This window comes from Bradyrhizobium sp. Ken01 (genome assembly GCF_055807355.1).
Genome location: NZ_JBVVPC010000037.1, coordinates 38,122 through 52,654, shown reverse-complemented (window position 1 = coordinate 52,654; position 14,533 = coordinate 38,122). Strand labels below are relative to the sequence as shown.

Below are 14,533 nucleotides of genomic sequence, written 5' to 3'. Positions count from 1 at the left end.
CTCACACTCTGATGTCGACGCCGCTGCTCGATCCGAGCATGCGGCCGTAGCTGCGCCCGACCGGGGCCGCGGGAACTGCGTCCTCGTCGCTGACGATCAGCCGGCGGGCATTGCCGCCATTGTCGTTGTTCTGGCCGGAGTTCTGGCCCGATGAATTCTGATCGCGCAGGCTGAAGGACAGCCCGTTGCTGCCGGTCTTGAGGCCGGCATCGTCGAGCGCGCGCTGCAATTGCGGCGCGTCCTGCCGCAGCATCTGCAGCGTCTCCGGCTTCTCGACGGTGAGATGCGAGGTGACCTGGCCGTTGCGGTCGACATTGATGCGGACGTCGATGCGGCCGAGGTCGAGCGGATCGAGACTGATGTCGAACCGGGTCTTGCCCGCGCGTGCGGCGGCGGCAATTTCGATCGGCACGCCGCTGATCGGAATGGCGTTGGCATTCGCCGCGGTCACGGTAAGCGTCGCGGTCGATGCGGTCGCGGCCGAAGTCCTATTGGTCAGGGGCGCTTGAATGGCGGAGGCCGCCTGCGCGCTGGTGTCGGTGGTGGGGACAGCGGCCTGCGTGCCCGCATGGGCATGCGTCGTGGCCGTCGCCGGTGCCGCATCGGCGGTGCGGTCGGAAGTCCCAGCCTTGCCGTCGGCCGCGTTCGCGTCGATCGGCGGCTTGTCGGCTTGCGGATGCGCCGTGGTGGCGGACGCTGCCGTCGCCGGGGTCTGCGCGGCGTTGGCCTTGCCGGTGTCCTGGCCGATATTGGAGACGTCGCTCGCGCCTTGCGCGACGGCCGCGGCCTTGAACGAGGTTTTTGGCGTGCCCTGGTCGACGGCGGCGATCAGGCCGCCATTGGTCTTTGCATCGGTCGCTGTCGAATCGGTCGTCCCGGTCGCGGCATCGGCCAGCGTCGCCGAGGTGTCGGCATCGACTTTGGCGCTTGCGGTCTTGGCGCTCTTGTCGCCCGGCGTCGCGGTATCGGTCTTGACGCCGGTGATCTGCGCCGCGATGGATGCGCTGGCGGCAATGCCGGCGGCGGCGATCGTCAGCGGCGAGGAGGCGGCGCCAGTGGCCTGGTTCGCGGCCGCGTTGGGATCGACCGGCACGGCGATCACGAGTGCGTTTGGATCGGGTAAGGCGGCCTGCGTCGCGTCAATCTGCGCGGCGGCTGCGGTATCGACGGCGGCGGCGAGGCCATCGGTGCCGTCGGCCTTGTCCCCCTTGGTCTGGTCGGACTTCTCCGCAGACTTGTCGGCCGATTTGGTGTCGGACGCCTCCGGCTTGTCCTTGGTCTTGCCGTCGGCCTTGGCGGCATCATCCGTCGCGTCGCTCTTGGCGTTGCTCTTCACGTCGTTCCTGGTGTCGCTTTTGGCGGCCGCGGAATTGTCGGCGTCGTCGCTGGCCTTGCTCTGCGAGGACTTGTCGGTCACTGAGCGATCGCGCGGGCTCTTGTCCGGGGCGGAGGACGATGAGTCGGTGCGGCGCGGGGTGTCCTGCACGGAGGACGCCGCGCTGTCGCTGATCGCCTGGGTGTTGCTGTCCACCAGCGAGCCAAAGGAGTCGTTGGCGGAGCTCTCTTTCGGCGCTTGCGACCGGGCAGGCTTTTGCTGCGCGCTTGGGACTTGCACGCTTGCCACGACATCTGACGTACGACCGACCACAGGCAACCCCTTGGAAACATCTTCGCCATGAGAGGGAGCAAGGAGCGGGCCATCCTCGCGCAAATAGATTTTGTCAATTAAAATCAATGGCTTGGCAAATTGACATCCCCGCTGCGGGGCCTCTCAAAGCCCCGCCATTTCTGCCTCCCCGGCAAGAATTGCCGTAAACCTTGCGGGGTCCGTGATTGCTTCACCGGAAGGCCGCCTATATTAAAGAGACAGCTCTCAACCGCTTTCGACCGGGCAGGCCGCGCCCTTCGGGAACTCTCGGTTCCCGGGGATCGCCTTTGTCCCGCCGGAAGCCCCCAGCGGATCGCCCAACGCCGCCGTCACAACGCTTTAAGGCCCATGCTCAACAGTCTGGATCTCGAAGGCCGTCCTGAGGATACCAGGGTCGTCGTTGCCATGTCGGGCGGCGTCGATTCATCGACGACGGCTGCGCTCTTGAAGGCGGAAGGCTACGACGTCGTCGGCATCACGCTGCAGCTCTACGACCACGGCGCGGCCACCCATCGCAAGGGCGCCTGCTGCGCCGGCCAGGACATCCACGACGCCCGCGACGTCGCGGCCAAGCTCGGCATTCCCCATTACGTGCTCGACTACGAGGACCGCTTTCGCGAGTCCGTCATCGACAATTTCGCCGACAGCTACGCGCTCGGCGAAACGCCGGTGCCCTGCATCGAGTGCAACCGCTCGGTCAAGTTTCGCGACCTCTTGAAGACCGCGCGCGAACTCGGCGCCACCGCGCTCGCGACCGGCCATTACGTCGCCTCGCGCCGCCGCGACGACGGCTCGCGCGCGCTGGTGTGTGCCGCCGATGCCGATCGCGACCAGAGCTACTTTCTGTTTGCGACCACGCAGGAGCAGCTCGATTATCTGCGCTTTCCGCTCGGCGACATGACCAAGCCCGAGACGCGCGAACTGGCGCGGCGTTTTGGTCTGGCGGTCGCCGACAAGCACGACAGCCAGGACATCTGCTTCGTGCCCACCGGCCGCTACACCGACATCATCACCCGCCTGCGGCCGAACGCGATGGACCCCGGCGACATCGTCGATCTCGACGGCCGCGTGCTCGGCCGGCACAACGGCATCGCCAATTTCACCATCGGCCAGCGCCGCGGCCTCGGCATCGCAGCCGCCGCGCCGCTGTTCGTGGTGCGGCTGGAGGCCGCCAACCGCCGCGTCGTCGTCGGCCCGCGCGAGGCGCTGAAGATGCACCGCATCGTGTTGCGCGACGTCAACTGGATCGGCGATGGCGACATCGACCGCGCCATCGGCGATGGACTCGAAATGTTCGTGCGCGTGCGCTCGACCCGCGCGCCCCAGCCCGCGTGGCTGCGCGGCGCCAACGGCCATTACGAGGTCGAGCTCGTCGCCGGCGAAGAGGGCGTTTCGCCGGGACAGGCCTGCGTGTTCTACGACGCACCTGGCGGCCAGGCCCGCGTGCTCGGCGGCGGCTTCATTCAAAGCGCCGCCGCGAAGGCCGCAAGCAGCACGACGAGGCCGCTCGCAGAAGCGGTCCGCGGCTAAAAAATACATAGGGCAGGGGCATGGCAGCAGACATCTCGCGGGCCGGGGTCGAGAAGGCCTATGGCCGCTGGGCGCCGGTCTATGATCTCGTGTTCGGCAAGGTGTTCGACGCCGGAAGGCAGTCGACCATCGCCGAGGCCGACCGCATCGGCGGCCGCATCCTCGACGTCGGCGTCGGCACCGGGCTTTCGCTCTCGGATTATGCGCGCACCACGAAGATCTGCGGCGTCGACATCTCCGAGCCGATGCTGCGCAAGGCGCAATCGCGCGTGCGCAGCTTGCGGCTCTCCAATGTCGAGGTGCTCTCGGTGATGGACGCGAAAAACCTCGCCTTCCCCGAAAACTTCTTCGACGCGGTGGTCGCGCAATACGTCATCACCGCGGTGCCCGATCCCGAAGGCACGCTCGACGAGTTCGTGCGCGTCTTGAAGCCCGGCGGCGAGCTGATCCTGGTCAACCACATCGGCGCCGAAAAGGGTTTGCGCAAACTCTCCGAGCTGGCGTTTGCGCCGCTGGCTCGCCGCCTCGGCTGGCGCCCGGAGTTTCCATGGCAGCGCCTGGTCGACTGGACCGCGAAGCACGGCGGCGTTACGCTGGCCGAGCGCCGCCCGATGCCGCCGATGGGGCACTTTTCGCTGATCCGCTACCTCAAATCGTGATCGGGGGCGCGGAACACCCGGCAGCACCCGCGCGTTTCCCTTCCATGCGCACCACATCAAACCTCATTCTGGCCAGCCTCCTGATCGCCGCCTCCGGCAGTGCGATCGCGCAGGCCCCGCCCGCCCCGGCGACGCCGCCGCAACAAACCGCGCCGCCATCCCCGCAGCACGCCACCAATTGCACGCCGCAGGACCGCCCGAACCGCTCGGCCGACGGCACCACCACCGGCCAGTCCCGGGAACCGCTCGGCGACAAACTGGCAAAATCAGACGGCGTGCTCTGCCCGCCCTCCGGCGTCGACCCCGAGATGCACGCCCCCGCGCCCAGCACGAACGGCGCCATGCCCGTCATCCCGCCCCCCGGCAGCCCCGGCGGCGACCCGACGGTGCGGCCGAAATAACAATAGTCGCGCATCCGCGCTTCTTCGCCTCTCCCCGCCTGCGGGGAGAGGCCGGAATCCGCGCGACGCGCGGATTCCGGGTGAGGGGGACTCTCCGCGAGTCCGGTGCCCGAGTGGCGCGATTCCCCCGCCAAATCGGCCCGAACAGAAGCCGGCGACCTTAGCTTGACAGCCCGCCGCCCCCTTCCTTATATGCCGCGCGTTCGCGAGATCGGCCTGTTTCGGCCCTCGCGACCCTGTGGCGGGGTAGCTCAGCTGGTTAGAGCACGGGAATCATAATCCTGGGGTCGGGGGTTCGAGTCCCTCTCCCGCTACCAAACTCCCGATAAATCCCTGAAATTCCTCGAACTTGCCTGATCGCTGTTGCGCATGAGGGATGTATCAATGATACAGGCGCGCGAACCCCTCAGCAATGGCCACAAGGCCGATCGGGTTTCTAACGTTAATCCGTTAGATGGTCGTCGCGGCGATCGAGTTCTCGTCGCCGTTAACGTGCTTGTGGGTCGCGTCGCTGTTAGCCTTGGGCGGGCGACCGCGCTGCGGCTGCTGCTGCCTAGCCTTGTCGGCGGCAGCGTGCAGCTTGCTAACGAAGTCGCCACCTTCGGCTTCCGACGTGACGTGATCGATCAGCGCGTTCACATCGTGGCGGTCGCGCAGGAACGTCCACCCGGCCGCCATGACCGCCTGTCCCACATCCCGCGGCAACGCGGTTTGCGCGACCTCGAGCGCCTGCCTCGCGGCCTCGACCGACGCCGTATAGCCCTGGATCGGGGGCATTTGGCTTCTCCTTTCGCTAGATGATGCGGGCCTTATGGCCCGTGACCCAGATGTCTGCACCGCCGCGGCCGGTTTCAAGAGAAGCTTCGTCTCACGTCAGCTTGCCTCTTGCGGCCGGGACGTGTTTCGTTGGTCAACGCATCGACCAACGCGGAGGTGACCCATGTTTACTGAGCCTGTGCGGAGCGATGAAACGATCGCCCGATACGAGATCGACGCCACCAAGTTCCTCGGCCAATACTGCCGGGAGCACCCGGCCGACGTCTGTCACGCGCCCTATGAGAGCCGCGTAACCATGTGCGCCAACTGGTTTCTGGAGAGCGATGGCAGATGGTCGGACAGCTACATCCGGGGTATCGCCGCCGCTCTAAGCCAGCGCGTGGAGATGTTTGTAAGGATGGATCTCATCAGCGACCACCCGGAGCCGGAAAAATCGCTGCTCTGGCGTCTGAAAAATGATCGGCCTCAGTCGATCAAGAAGGCCAAGAAGTCCAAAGAGGCCAAGGCGAAGGCGCACCAAGAGAAAGTCGCCGCCAAGAGAAAGGAGCGGAAAGCACCTCGTAAATCGATTCCGGTGCGGGAATTGCGTGCCCTCGTTCAATATTTTCGCGACCAGGCCGACGGGTTTTCGCTGTGGATCGCTGGATATATTCTGATGGCCTCGCGTCTCGGCTGGCGGCCCGGCGAAATCGTTACGCTCCGGCGGGAGGGAAATTTCCTGCGTGCTCGCGCTGAAAAACATACCAACGGACGCGGTTTGACCGACACCTGCGAGGTCGACATCAGCGCTTACCCGAAACGGCTGATCGACCGGCTCGATCAATGGATCGCGGAAATCGAAAAATGGGACGAGAGATATGGTGGACTATGGCACGTTCTAAGCGTCATGAACGAGCGTCTCGCAACGGCATCCGATGCAACCGGGATCGAACGGGTTTGCACCTACACTTTTCGGCATTTCGCGATCGCATGCATGAAGCGGAGCGGTTTCTCCAATTCGGAGATCGCGGTCATCGTAAATCATGCGAGCAGCCGCACGGCTACTGAAAGGTACGGCAAGGCTCGCGATGGAATTAAACGAGCGAAGAAGATCCTGCGCTTCAATGAAAAGAAATTATTATTGGTGCGTGATCCGCCGCGAAAGTCCCTCAAAGACTTGCAGCAAGAGCAATTGTTGCGGCTCCCTACATAGGATTGTTGCACCTTGGCGCTCTCCAAGCTGGGAATAATCTGAATGTTAATTCTCGTGCGGCGTCTCTGGGGTACACACCGGTGTCGCGAACCTTCGCCGGCCTCTTTCGGGAATGCCTATTTTACGGGTTTTTCGGGTGTCCGCGTTTCTTGTTCGAGAATCCCTCCCTCTCCGCCAGTTTCCATCCTATCCGCCACTTTCTTCGCGCAGAAAACCTTGAAAAATCGCACGTCCGGCCTGCGTGAGTGTGCAAGTGCCGAAGCGTGTATCCCCCGAGGTAGTCCATCAAGTAGTCCACGACCGCGCCGCCCCGGCGCCGGCCGCAGCAGCCGCCGGCGAGGCGCGCCTACCTACGTTGTTCGCCGGCTTTCCACGTATTTCTTCCAGATCCGACCGCCCCGCGATCTTGCGGGTAGCGGCATCCCGTGCGCTCCTATCCGGGTGAGGCTCGGCGTGCTGCCCAAGAGGGAGGCGCACCGCCGAGCCGCGTGGCTGGGGATCCTGGCTCAGGCCGGGTTCGGCGAATGGAGGCGGCACTTGGAAGGTCACGCGTACAGCGAGTTTCCGCCGAGCGAGGTCGGCTTCCCGAAGGGCGACAGCCCCGAGGAGTTTTTGCCAACATGATGGCCTTCCTCAACGAGGCCGCGGCGAAGCTCGAGAGCCCGGCGCCGGCGCCGGTGTTCTCGCCGGCCGGCATGCGCGACCTCGCCGCCATCCAGGAGGCGGTCGCGATCGAGCAGGAGGTCAAGAAGGGGGATGCAGGCCACCCCACGGTGACCGCACGTGCCGACCTGCTTCGCAAGGACGTTTGGGATCGCTGGCGCTCCGGCGAAGGGCTTCCCCAGGTCCGCGAACCCTTGGCGGAGGCCATCGGCAAGCTGGCGGAGGTCGCCGATCGGCAGCTCGCGCTTCTGCAGGCCGGAACGATCCACCAGCCCGCGACGATCCACTCGGCCGCTACGGCACCGGTGGATCGTCGCTTTGTCCGGTCCGATCCACCGGCCGCACTTCCCGACCAGCCCGAAGCCATCGGGCCGTCTCCGCTCTTTAGCGAGATCGAAGACGAATACATGACGATCCGCGGGAACGCTGGCGCCTCCGACGGTACGATCGCCGATTGACCCGAACAGCGTCTCTGCACTTGTCGTCTGCAGTCCAGACCGCAGCAAGCGCTTTCGGGTCGCACATCATCTATCGCGTGGTGCAGGCTGCGACGGGAAATAGAGGCCTCCAAGACTGCCTGAAATGCCCTAGAGCGTCGAGAAACAGAAAGCCCACAACGGGGCTCTTCTCGTTTTATGTCGGCCTGGTGCGAAATCCTGAAAAAGCCCACCCTAATCCCGCGCCTGCTATGAGGATGATAAGGGGTACGCCGAGCGCAATTGCCGCCGACGTACCGAGTGCTCCCCACGGTCGCGCCGCATTACGGACAATTCCGACACGGTCATACAGCTTGTCGCTCAGGGCTTCCTCGGAGAGATCGCGATATTCGGGGTACAGGCGCCGGAAATCCGGGAGCTTGTACCAACACTGCGCGCGGGTCGTGTAGTTATTCCAGGGTCCGTCCGGGGGCGAATAGTCTGTCCCTACCTTCCCCCGTGCCTCTTTGCAATCAATGGGAAGCATGAGGATGGAGACTTGGCTGAAATCCAGGCTCGCCTTTTCAAATTCGCCGCTGACCTTTTCGTAGGAGAGTGCCGCAACTGCGATCACAAAGAGGATGGAGCACAGCACCCACATCCTGAAAAACCCCCGCTGGAAATTCATCACTTCCCCTGCATGACTTTGTAGTAGGCCGGATCTTCAATCGTCCATTTCAGCACCCGCGTCTCCGACTTGGCGCACCAGGTTTGGGTTTGATTGATCGGCTCCTGGACCCACAGGACGAGGGTACGTTTCCGAGCGACCCGTATGGTCGAGCGGGAGCACATCGCGTCATCCTGTGCGACCACCTCATTGTCGGTCCAGGAAGTGATGGGATAAATCCCTGGTCCCGTGACCCGGGTGATGTACTGCTTGTCTGCTTCAACCGTGACGACCGAGCACTCTTTCCGGTCCTTCCAACACGTCACGACATGGGTATTGTTCGGGTACGGGACGCCTTCGCCGGTCAATGTGCCGGACACTTCGATGACTTCGGGGCCGTCGGAAAACATCTTCGGGGCGAATCTAATCGGCTCCTCGGCTAGTGCGGCCGACGAAACGAGGCACAGAGACAGCGCAGTTTTCCACATATCCCCTTGCCCCTTCATTTCCGCTTCACGCGGGATGCTACCGTATTCCCATGCGTAGGATAAAGGATAAGGCGCAGAGCGTTTCAGTTTTTGAAGGTTTCCGCGCCTTTATCGGCATGCATCACATCAGCCGCTAACGGGGCGGCTTTTCTGTTGTTGCCCCCGCATTTGTCCATTGTCAGTTGAGAAACACCGTCCCTCTGCGCAGCAGATCAAACGGGCCCGTTTAAATTAGGATGGTTGGGCGGCTCAATAGTTCCAACAATAGATGAAAAGGAAATTTCACTTCCGCAGCGCGGATGCTGGCCGTTGCTATACCTTCGCTTTCTTAGATCGTTTTGGGGCGGCTTTTTCATTTGGCCGCTGCTCTTTTCTTGGTCGCCTTCTTCCGGGCACGCAGCTTCATTGTGATTTGCTGTTCTGCCGGGGTGAAGTCCAAAACCGCAGTGATCTTGTAGTGTGGCTCGGAGTTGTCTTTCGCTGCGGGTTTGATTTCCATCTTCACCTTGTAGCGATCATTCATGAACGACCCGCCGCGCTTGACCGCTTCCTTGGCGATGTTCGTCTCTCGAATGTCGGCATAGATGGGCTTCTTCTTGTACAGGAAACGCCAATTCGGAGCCTTCACATCGAACACAGGCCCGTGCGAGTACAGCACGGCGGTGACGGTTTTTGTTTCTTTTTCGTCTTCGTCAGGAGGCTCTACCCCGCCGGGATCTTCGCATGAGGCGATGATGGCTTTCACGTCTGCCTCGCCGTAAGTGGTCAGCGGTACGTTGTCCCTGCGAAACTCGATAGCGAGGGCTTCCTTGTGCTCTTTGATCGGCGCAAGCGTGCCTTCCACCGCTTCCAGCACATCGGGATTTTGTGCGAGCCGATACACGTCCTTGCCGAGTTGAAGGGTGTGTCCGGTGCCTTCCAGTTTGACGACGATAGCACCAGGCGAGTCTTTGACCTCCTGGACCGATTCGACCTTTCGGCCGTTGCGCCATTTCAAATAGCCGAACACTCCCGTTGCGACGGTACCGCCCAGGACGCCGACCTTCTGCAGTACGTCGCCGGCACGTTTTACCCCTTCATCGTTCAGGAAGTTTTTGACTTCATCGAGGATGATCTGAAGGGTCTCGAAATTGATCAGGAAGCACTTGTGCTCGAACTCCGAGTCAACGAGCACCTTCATGGTCGCTCGGTCGTCGTTTAACTCAGCATTGGCCGCCCGGATTAACTTGCCGAACGCCAACAACGCGGGGGCCAACGCCTCCACGTCCATGCTATGGTCGCTGTCCACGTCACCGACATAGGCTACCTGGAACCTCTGGCGGTTGTCCTCACCCGAGTTAGCCACACGATTCCCCCCAAAAACTCTACAATCCAACATTGCAGCGGAACGGTCTACCGCGCCGTTGGCTCGCATGTGTACTCAGTTCGTTCTTATGATAGAGGCAATCGGCCGGGTTTGGCAGCTCGGTTGGCGCGTGACTGTGCGCTGCAACTCTGGGCGGCGTGACGGGGTGAAGTCCATCCGGACACGCATCTACAGCTATGACCTCGATCTCAAAGCCATCATCTGGACCGGGGCATTGCCGGTTGCCCAGGAGAGCCGAAAGTCGTGCGGGCGTAGTTCAATGGCAGAACGGCCGCGTCCTAAGCTGCATGTCGGTACGGAGTGGTCTCTCAAGATTTAAATTTTATTCCATAACATTCGACGTGCGAGTTCCTCATTCCTACTCAGCAGCCTCGCCCTTCGCCTCGATCATCAGCACGTCCAGACTCTCGATCTCCTGCATGGCGCGGCCGGCGATGCCTTGAATGTCCCCGTACAGGCCAGCAGTCGATTCCAGCACGCCCCTGAGCTGCTCCTCGCGCTTGGCCCAGAGGCGCGACATGGTGGCGCGCTCGCGATCGAGGTCCTTCTGCATGTCGGTGAACTTTTCGACGATGGCCTCGATGCGGTGACGAAAGCGCGGACCGGTCAGGTAGCTGTACACGATCTCGGTTTTGGTCTGCTGACCGGTCTGGGCCTGGCGGCTTGTGGCGACATCGATCAGCAACTGCCTAAGCGCAACAGCAAGCGGAATTGCAAAGCGGGGCTCTGCCACCCAAACATTCTCGAGCAGGTCGAAGCCCTCGATGCCTTTGGGAAGAACGGTCGAGACGATCAGCGCCAGCTCCGCCTTCGCGGCGCGTTGGTCATCCCGCAGTTTGCCGAGCCAAGCCGGGTTCCAGCCCTTCGTCCGCTTCGATTCCCACAGAATGGTGCCGCAGCGCTGGCCGCCCGCGGAAAAGACGCCGTGCACCACGTCGCCGCCGAACTCGCCCTTCGGCACCGGCTCGATCAGGTCGCCGTGAAAGCGATTCCGGAGCAGGGCTTCGAGCTCTACTTCGAGCGCCTCACCCTGCAGCTGCTGTGAACCCTGATCGGCCTTGCGACGGAGCTCTTCGATTTGCCGCTGCATGCCCGCGAGTTGGGCCTCCTTCTCGGCGACCTTTGACTTGAGGGCGTCTTCCGCTTCGAGCCGCGCCTTGTCGCGCACTGCAGCCAGGTTCTCCTGCACCTTTTTCTCGATCGTGAGTTCGACCTCGCGCTTGGCGACGTCGAGCTCACGCTGTTTCCGGAGCATCTCAGCCTGGGTGCGCTGAGCTTCGATCAGTTTGGCATCGTTTGCGGCAAGCAGCTGTTGCAGGTCGGCAAGCTGCCGGTCCCGTAGACCAAGATCATCAGCGAGGGCCAAGCGGGCCCTCTTGGCTTCCGCCTCCGCGATGGCCTCGCGTTCCAGGGTCATCTTGGCCGCGATCTGCTCGTCGACGGTTTCGCGGAGCTTGGCGAGATCGTCTTCAGACTGACGCAGCTGTGCTTCGCGGCGGCTGAACGCGACCTCCTTGGCCGCGAGCCGCGCCTCGAACTGCTTGCGCGCGGCGACGATCAAGGGAGCCGCGAGGGACTCAGTTAGCTTGATCTCGGTTCCACACTTGGTGCAGGTGATCTGGGGGTCGCTCACGCGATCGGTCCTTTGATGATGAATTGTGAGTGTATCTCTGTTTCCGGCATCATCCGCGATCTCGCCGGGCGTTATCCCCGGCAATCGCGGCGGCCGTGGCAGCGGCGATGATCGGAAGGATGCGAGCTTCTCGTGGGGCTCTCGGCTCATATCAATTCCTCGTGGCACTGAGATCGCGTTCGCGCAGGATGACCTCGACAATACGGCGCAACCGCCGCACAGAGCCGCCTTGCCACAGCTTGGCAACCGCGACGCGTTCGCTTTCGTCGAGCGGCCGAATCCAGCGTTGATCGAGCCCGCGCTCTTTGATGAGATCCACCATCACAGCGGGCAACAAGGAATTGATATCGGCGGCGCCGGGCTTCGGGAACGTCACGACCAAGAACCGATCGCGGATCGGGCTCGGCAACGGGTCCAGGTTGTTGGCGGTCGCGATGAAAGAAAGTCGCGACAAATCCACATTGACCTGCAGCGCGGGATCGGGATAACGCGCGTTCGTTTCCGGCTCCGTGAAGCTCAACAGGCAGTCCCACAGCCGGCCTGCCGAGTTCGCGCTGGAGGGCGCTTTTTCAAGCTCGTCGAGCAGCACCAACGGGCCGGCCGTCTTGCTTCGGGCCACCGCGAGAAGAGGATGGCAGGGTTCGGCGGAGTGCCAGCGACGGTCAGTACCGCCGAATGCCGCGTCTCCCCGAGAGCAATCAGTGCGCCACACGTGTAGGTTGAGAGCCTGACCCAAGCTTCGAACGAACCGCGTTTTACCTCCGCCTGGTTCCCCGACTAGGATCATCGGACGGAGCTGAACGATGCGCCGGCCAATAAGATCAGATAGGACCAAGTCAATGACGCGCTCTGCGTAGGGAAACTCGAGCAGCAGTTTGCTGCGCACCTCGTGCAGCGGCGGCACCATGACGAGCGGCAGCGGCACGTTGACGACGTTCTTCAGCGAAGCGAGAATTTCCTTCAGCCGGATGTTCTTCATCTCCTCGGCGCTCAGACGAGCGACGATAAGATGATCAGACGGCAGGGTCTCCTCCTTAGCTGGAGTCTCGCGCGAGATCTCGGCTCTTTCTTGCTCGGCCTCTTCCATCGAGCGCAACTTTTCCTCCTGCGCCTGAAAGGCCTCTCGCCAAGCAGCAGAAATGCGATGTTCCACCATGCGCGAGCCGAGCATAAGCGCATTTTCCGCGGCGGAGGCGTGCCCTACGGATATGTGAGCGCACGCAGGCAGTGCCGCCCAGCCAAAGGCGAACCGCTCCATTTCGCAACACAGTTGTTCGTCACGGTCGCGAATGATCTCGAAGGACAGCAGCAGCGCCTTTGCGACCCGAAAATAATGCTGGAAGTGAAGACCCCCTCGCGTCGCGGGTAAGGAAAGCAACCGCACACAATCTGACAAGCTGCGCAGGTTCGGATCGTTATATTCCGCCGCGCGACGATCAAGCTCGGTGGCAAGCGCAAGCCCAGTCTCAACATCCAGCGCAACCGCCCAAGCGGTGTTCAGGGCGAGATCCGGGCAGAGCTCGTCGATCTCGGCAATCAGGCGTTGTTCGACGTGCCCAGCGTGGTCTCCGAGTAGCTTCGCGTAACGCAGAATACGGGGCATGTTTTTCAGGTGATTCTCAGAATCGGCTGAATCGGCTGCCGCCCCGGTCAACACATCATCGCGTGCGACCGCCGGCAGCTCGAAATCGTCGCCATCATCGCCGGCGCTGCTCATTCGATTTCCACCACCATGGCGTCGTTAAAGGCATCGTTCTCGGATCCGTAGCCGTGCGGGTTGCATATGATCCGCGCCCCGCCGGCGCTGGCGCCGCCGCCGCCGCCGCCGACGCGATAGTCCGACGAATTGTGGACGTGGCCATGGACCCACAGCGTCGGCTGAAAGCGCTCGATCAGCGCGCTCTGGTCGGAGACGAAGGCAGCGGTGAGGGGATCGCTCTGAAATTTCGGGTGCACAGAATTCCAGTGCACTGCGTGATGAGTGACGACCACGGTGCTGCCGTCGAATGGTGTCGCCAAAATACCAGTGAGGTACGCCTTGGATTCGCGGTGTACCAAGGCTGCTTCCTGGGGCCTGAACCGGCGCCACGGCTGCTTCCGCCAGGTGATCAGGCGGTGATCATTCATGCCGGTCGCGCAGGTGTTCATCACCCCGAACTGATTAGCTTTGCCGAAAGCGAGATAATCGGTCCAGAACGTGGCACCGACCACACGGATCGCTCGTTCGCCGTCCCGGCTGGCGACGACCACGGTCGCGTTCTCCAGCAGATAGATGTTGAAGCTGGCCGCCTGGGAACGGGCGGACGCGATTTCTTCGGGAATGCAGTGGCGGTAGTATTCGTGGTTGCCGAGCACCATCGCGATCGGGATGTGCATTGGCACGACGCGACGGAGGTACTCGAAGGCGCGGATCGCGCTCTCGCAGGTATCGCCGGCGACGATCACGAGGTCGACGCCAGGCAATATCGTGATGGGCTTGACCGGATACACGTCGCCATGGAGGTCGGAGAAGATCTGGATCTTCATTCATCTTGCTCCCGCTCACGATCCTGGAAAGCGGTCAGCAGCACGGCCGCCGCATTGCTGAACTCGCGGGGATTTTCCGAGCACAGCCAGCCGTAGGCGAGCCATGCGGTTGCGATCTCCTTGGCATAGGGATGGCCGAGGTCGGTCAAGCCCGTGACCTGAGCCAGAACCAGGGATGCGGCCGCGTTGCGCTCCAGGGCGCACCGCAGGAGCGCAGTCATCGCGATGTCGGTCCTCAGCGAAAATTCGCTCATCGGCATGAGCGTGAACGTGACCTCAATGGCGGCGGCCGCGTCGCCCTTCAGCGCGGCCATAAGGTCGAGTTCGGCATGCAGCACGTTGATCTGCTCGAGCGTTGCGTGGAGGTGAAGGCGTTCGGGTTCGCCGAACGCCTGTGACGGGAGCCTCCGCCACCACTCGAGCGGTGGACTGTCCTCCGCCTTGAATGGCCAGGAACGTGCACTTGCCGGGTCGTAAGCTGCCAACCGCATCTTCGTTGCGGAACCGGGCACCGCGAATGTCATGGACTCTCTCTCATTGTTCAGCATGAACGTTTGGTGCTCGCTC

At 62.5% G+C, this 14,533-nt stretch carries 14 protein-coding genes and 1 tRNA gene; 6 read left to right on the top strand and 9 right to left on the bottom strand.

Going from position 1 to position 14,533, the window contains the following annotated elements:
* Window position 1 precedes the first annotated feature (1 nt).
* On the bottom strand, window positions 2–1,648 hold the full coding sequence (locus AC0L3S_RS28890) for a flagellar hook-length control protein FliK (RefSeq protein ID WP_473282946.1): 1,647 nt from the start codon (window positions 1,646–1,648) through the stop codon (window positions 2–4).
* Window positions 1,649–1,996: 348 nt separating this feature from the next.
* On the opposite strand from AC0L3S_RS28890, the gene mnmA reads away from it, so the two are divergent.
* The 4 genes from mnmA (at window position 1,997) to AC0L3S_RS28870 (ending at window position 4,555) form a co-directional block, all read left to right on the top strand.
* A complete protein-coding gene (gene mnmA / locus AC0L3S_RS28885) occupies window positions 1,997–3,178 on the top strand; it encodes a tRNA 2-thiouridine(34) synthase MnmA (protein ID WP_063994840.1) in 1,182 nt (393 codons plus the stop codon).
* Between the two features lie 20 nt (window positions 3,179–3,198).
* Window positions 3,199–3,837: a class I SAM-dependent methyltransferase gene (locus AC0L3S_RS28880; protein WP_473282943.1), complete on the top strand. Its 639-nt coding sequence runs from the start codon at window positions 3,199–3,201 to the stop codon at window positions 3,835–3,837.
* Window positions 3,838–3,881: 44 nt separating this feature from the next.
* Window positions 3,882–4,238 (top strand): hypothetical protein, encoded by a 357-nt coding sequence (locus tag AC0L3S_RS28875; RefSeq protein WP_473282941.1) that lies wholly within the window; start codon window positions 3,882–3,884, stop codon window positions 4,236–4,238.
* A 240-nt stretch (window positions 4,239–4,478) separates the two neighbouring features.
* Window positions 4,479–4,555: transfer RNA gene (locus AC0L3S_RS28870), tRNA-Met, on the top strand.
* Window positions 4,556–4,688: 133 nt separating this feature from the next.
* On the opposite strand, the gene AC0L3S_RS28865 is transcribed toward AC0L3S_RS28870, so the two are convergent.
* Complete coding sequence (locus tag AC0L3S_RS28865; protein WP_473282940.1) at window positions 4,689–5,015, bottom strand: hypothetical protein; 327 nt, start codon at window positions 5,013–5,015, stop codon at window positions 4,689–4,691.
* Window positions 5,016–5,178: 163 nt separating this feature from the next.
* On the opposite strand from AC0L3S_RS28865, the gene AC0L3S_RS28860 reads away from it, so the two are divergent.
* Both AC0L3S_RS28860 and AC0L3S_RS28855 read left to right on the top strand, forming a co-directional pair.
* Window positions 5,179–6,207 carry a hypothetical protein gene (locus AC0L3S_RS28860; RefSeq protein WP_473282937.1) on the top strand — a complete coding sequence of 343 codons (1,029 nt, stop codon included), beginning with the start codon at window positions 5,179–5,181 and terminating at the stop codon, window positions 6,205–6,207.
* 620 nt (window positions 6,208–6,827) lie between these two features.
* Window positions 6,828–7,328 carry a hypothetical protein gene (locus AC0L3S_RS28855; protein ID WP_473282935.1) on the top strand — a complete coding sequence of 167 codons (501 nt, stop codon included), beginning with the start codon at window positions 6,828–6,830 and terminating at the stop codon, window positions 7,326–7,328.
* A gap of 175 nt (window positions 7,329–7,503) precedes the next feature.
* On the opposite strand, the gene AC0L3S_RS28850 is transcribed toward AC0L3S_RS28855, so the two are convergent.
* From AC0L3S_RS28850 to AC0L3S_RS28820, 7 genes are all read right to left on the bottom strand, one after another.
* A complete protein-coding gene (locus AC0L3S_RS28850; RefSeq protein WP_473282933.1) occupies window positions 7,504–7,974 on the bottom strand; it encodes a hypothetical protein in 471 nt (156 codons plus the stop codon).
* Window positions 7,974–8,459, bottom strand: coding sequence for a hypothetical protein (locus tag AC0L3S_RS28845; protein WP_473282931.1), 486 nt, complete (start codon window positions 8,457–8,459; stop codon window positions 7,974–7,976). Before AC0L3S_RS28845 ends, AC0L3S_RS28850 begins: the two co-directional genes overlap by 1 nt.
* Before the next feature lie 334 nt (window positions 8,460–8,793).
* On the bottom strand, window positions 8,794–9,786 hold the full coding sequence (locus tag AC0L3S_RS28840; protein ID WP_473282929.1) for an LAPAL motif-containing putative phage structural protein: 993 nt from the start codon (window positions 9,784–9,786) through the stop codon (window positions 8,794–8,796).
* 379 nt (window positions 9,787–10,165) lie between these two features.
* Complete coding sequence (locus tag AC0L3S_RS28835; protein ID WP_473282927.1) at window positions 10,166–11,440, bottom strand: DUF2130 domain-containing protein; 1,275 nt, start codon at window positions 11,438–11,440, stop codon at window positions 10,166–10,168.
* A gap of 151 nt (window positions 11,441–11,591) precedes the next feature.
* On the bottom strand, window positions 11,592–13,157 hold the full coding sequence (locus AC0L3S_RS28830; RefSeq protein WP_473282925.1) for an AAA family ATPase: 1,566 nt from the start codon (window positions 13,155–13,157) through the stop codon (window positions 11,592–11,594).
* Window positions 13,154–13,966 (bottom strand): metallophosphoesterase, encoded by an 813-nt coding sequence (locus AC0L3S_RS28825; RefSeq protein ID WP_473282922.1) that lies wholly within the window; start codon window positions 13,964–13,966, stop codon window positions 13,154–13,156. The genes AC0L3S_RS28830 and AC0L3S_RS28825 overlap by 4 nt, the downstream gene beginning before the upstream one ends.
* Window positions 13,963–14,490: a hypothetical protein gene (locus tag AC0L3S_RS28820; protein ID WP_473282920.1), complete on the bottom strand. Its 528-nt coding sequence runs from the start codon at window positions 14,488–14,490 to the stop codon at window positions 13,963–13,965. Before AC0L3S_RS28820 ends, AC0L3S_RS28825 begins: the two co-directional genes overlap by 4 nt.
* Between the last annotated feature and the right edge of the window lie 43 nt (window positions 14,491–14,533).

Excerpts from the sequence above, each read along its gene's own strand:
- AC0L3S_RS28825 (WP_473282922.1), bottom strand. The coding sequence starts at position 13,966 with ATGAAGATCCAGATCTTCTCCGACCTCCATGGCGACGTGTATCCGGTC.
- mnmA (WP_063994840.1), top strand. The coding sequence starts at position 1,997 with ATGCTCAACAGTCTGGATCTCGAAGGCCGTCCTGAGGATACCAGGGTC.
- AC0L3S_RS28820 (WP_473282920.1), bottom strand. The coding sequence starts at position 14,490 with ATGACATTCGCGGTGCCCGGTTCCGCAACGAAGATGCGGTTGGCAGCT.
- AC0L3S_RS28880 (WP_473282943.1), top strand. The coding sequence starts at position 3,199 with ATGGCAGCAGACATCTCGCGGGCCGGGGTCGAGAAGGCCTATGGCCGC.
- AC0L3S_RS28860 (WP_473282937.1), top strand. The coding sequence starts at position 5,179 with ATGTTTACTGAGCCTGTGCGGAGCGATGAAACGATCGCCCGATACGAG.
- AC0L3S_RS28845 (WP_473282931.1), bottom strand. The coding sequence starts at position 8,459 with ATGAAGGGGCAAGGGGATATGTGGAAAACTGCGCTGTCTCTGTGCCTC.
- AC0L3S_RS28875 (WP_473282941.1), top strand. The coding sequence starts at position 3,882 with ATGCGCACCACATCAAACCTCATTCTGGCCAGCCTCCTGATCGCCGCC.
- AC0L3S_RS28850 (WP_473282933.1), bottom strand. The coding sequence starts at position 7,974 with ATGAATTTCCAGCGGGGGTTTTTCAGGATGTGGGTGCTGTGCTCCATC.
- AC0L3S_RS28855 (WP_473282935.1), top strand. The coding sequence starts at position 6,828 with ATGATGGCCTTCCTCAACGAGGCCGCGGCGAAGCTCGAGAGCCCGGCG.
- AC0L3S_RS28865 (WP_473282940.1), bottom strand. The coding sequence starts at position 5,015 with ATGCCCCCGATCCAGGGCTATACGGCGTCGGTCGAGGCCGCGAGGCAG.
- AC0L3S_RS28830 (WP_473282925.1), bottom strand. The coding sequence starts at position 13,157 with ATGAGCAGCGCCGGCGATGATGGCGACGATTTCGAGCTGCCGGCGGTC.